This is a genomic window from Streptomyces alkaliphilus, assembly GCF_014141535.1.
In the GTDB taxonomy this organism is placed as follows: domain Bacteria; phylum Actinomycetota; class Actinomycetes; order Streptomycetales; family Streptomycetaceae; genus Streptomyces; species Streptomyces alkaliphilus.
Genome location: NZ_VKHT01000833.1, coordinates 1 through 2247 on the forward strand (window position 1 = coordinate 1; position 2247 = coordinate 2247).

At 73.5% G+C, this 2247-nt stretch carries 2 protein-coding genes; one reads left to right on the plus strand and one right to left on the minus strand.

Going from position 1 to position 2247, the window contains the following annotated elements:
• Window positions 1–84 precede the first annotated feature (84 nt).
• Window positions 85–690 carry a hypothetical protein gene (locus FNQ90_RS20265; protein ID WP_182607673.1) on the minus strand — a complete coding sequence of 202 codons (606 nt, stop codon included), beginning with the start codon at window positions 688–690 and terminating at the stop codon, window positions 85–87.
• Between the two features lie 116 nt (window positions 691–806).
• Between FNQ90_RS20265 and hemL the strand changes: the two genes are divergently transcribed.
• Complete coding sequence (hemL, locus tag FNQ90_RS20270; protein WP_182607674.1) at window positions 807–2132, plus strand: glutamate-1-semialdehyde 2,1-aminomutase; 1326 nt, start codon at window positions 807–809, stop codon at window positions 2130–2132.
• Window positions 2133–2247 lie beyond the last annotated feature (115 nt).

A 2247-nucleotide genomic window follows, 5' to 3' on the forward strand; every position in this document is an offset into this window, starting at 1 on the left:
GGACAGGGGAAAGAGCGACGATGACGCGACCGGATGACGCGACCGGGGGTATGGGGCATCCGGGCCCGGGGGCCCGGATCCGACTCAGGGCCAGACGAGGCAGTAGGGCTGGTGACCGGCCTCGTGGAGGCGCTGGGAGAAATCCTGCCACTCGTGCAGCAGCCGGTAGACGTCGAAGGCGTCGCCGGGGCCGTTGCGGTCGGGCACGGTGGACCAGATGAAGGCCGCCGCGCCGATGGCCTCCTCGCCCACGCCCCGCAGCGGGTCCACGACCGTGGTCGGCAGCCTCACCACCGCGTAGTCGGGGTGCAGCACCACCAGCTCCAGCGGCGGCACCCGGTGCAGCGGTACGCCCTCCAGGCCGGTGAGGACCATGGCGGCCATGGTCTCGGGCTTGATGCGGGTGAACATGCCCTGGCCGAGTTCGTCCCCGCCCAACTCCTCGGGGCGCATCGAGGTAGGCACCCGGGCGGCGGTCGCGCCGTCGGGTGCGCCGAAGTACTTGTACATCACCCCCATGCGGGCCATGCGTCCCCCGTTTCCCCTTCCGGGAGCCTGCGGTTCGGCGCGCACCGCCTCCGGTTCCCCGGATTCGGGGCGTCTGCGGTGCCGGCCGCGCGCACGTGAACGCGGGGGCACCTCGGGCCCCGTGTCCCCGGTGCCCTCGCCCGGTCCGCCACCGCGTTGCATGTCACCACCCGATTGTTCGCGACCCCCGCCGCACCGACCCGATCATCGTTCCAGGCTTCCCCCGTCACGGGGTCGGGAAAACTCCCCCGCACGATGCCGGACAAGCCTCTGTCACCATGGATCGCGTGACCTACTCCTACGATGCCCCAGTTTCGCAGACACTCTTCGACCGCGCTGCCCTTGTCACCCCCGGCGGGGTGAACTCTCCGGTCCGGGCCTTCCGCGCCGTGGGCGGTACGCCCCGGTTCATGGTGTCCGGTACCGGTCCGTACCTCACGGACGCCGACGGCCGGGAGTACGTGGACCTCGTGTGTTCGTGGGGGCCGATGATCCTGGGCCACGCCCACCCCGAGGTGACCGCCGCCGTGCAGGCCGCCGTGGCCCGGGGCACCTCCTTCGGCACCCCCGGTGAGGGCGAGGTCGCCCTCGCCGAGGAGATCGTCGACCGCATCGAGCCCGTGGAACAGGTGCGCCTGGTGTCCTCCGGGACCGAGGCGACCATGTCCGCGATCCGCCTGGCCCGTGGTTTCACCGGCCGGGCCAGGGTGATCAAGTTCGCCGGCTGCTACCACGGCCACGTGGACGCGCTGCTGGCCGCCGCCGGTTCCGGCGTCGCCACGCTCGGTCTGCCCGACACCCCGGGCGTGACCGGCGCCCAGGCGGGCGAGACGATCGTGCTGCCCTACAACGACCTCGACGCCGTGCGCGCCGCCTTCGAGGCGGACCCCGAGGGCATCGCCTGCGTCATCACCGAGGCCGCCGCGGGCAACATGGGCGTGGTCCCGCCCGCGGAGGGCTTCAACGCCGGTCTGCGGGAGCTGTGCGACCGGCACGGCGCGCTGCTGATCTCCGACGAGGTGATGACCGGCTTCCGCGCCTCCCGCGAGGGCTGGTACGGCATCGACCGGGTCCGGCCGGACCTGATGACCTTCGGCAAGGTGATGGGCGGCGGCTTCCCGGCCGCCGCCTTCGGCGGTCGGGCCGAGGTCATGGCGAGGCTCGCCCCCGCCGGCCCCGTGTACCAGGCGGGCACCCTCTCGGGGAACCCGGTGGCCACCGCCGCCGGCCTGGCCCAACTGCGTCTGCTGGACGTGGGGGCGTACGCGAGGCTGGACGCCGTCTCCCGGGAGCTGCGCGAGATGGTGGACGCGGTGCTCACCAAGGAGGGCGTCGCCCATCGGATCCAGAGCGCCGGGACCATGTTCTCGGTGTTCTTCACCGACCGGGAGGTGCGGAACTACGACGACGCCCGCGCCCAGGAGTCCTTCCGTTTCACCGCTTTCTTCCACGCCATGCTCGAGCGCGGCGTCTACCTGCCGCCGTCCGCGTTCGAGGCGTGGTTCGTCTCCACCGCCCATGACGCGGCGGCGCTGGAGCGCGTCGCGGACGCCCTGCCGGAGGCGGCCCGCGCGGCGGCCCGGGCGACCGCCCCGACCGACTGAGACGACCGGCCGGGACGACCGGCCGGGACGCCCCGCGGGGGCCGGTCCCGGCCGGTCCCCGTCACCGGCGGGACCCGCGCCCGCGGCCCGCCGGCACCTCCAGCCATCCATCGCC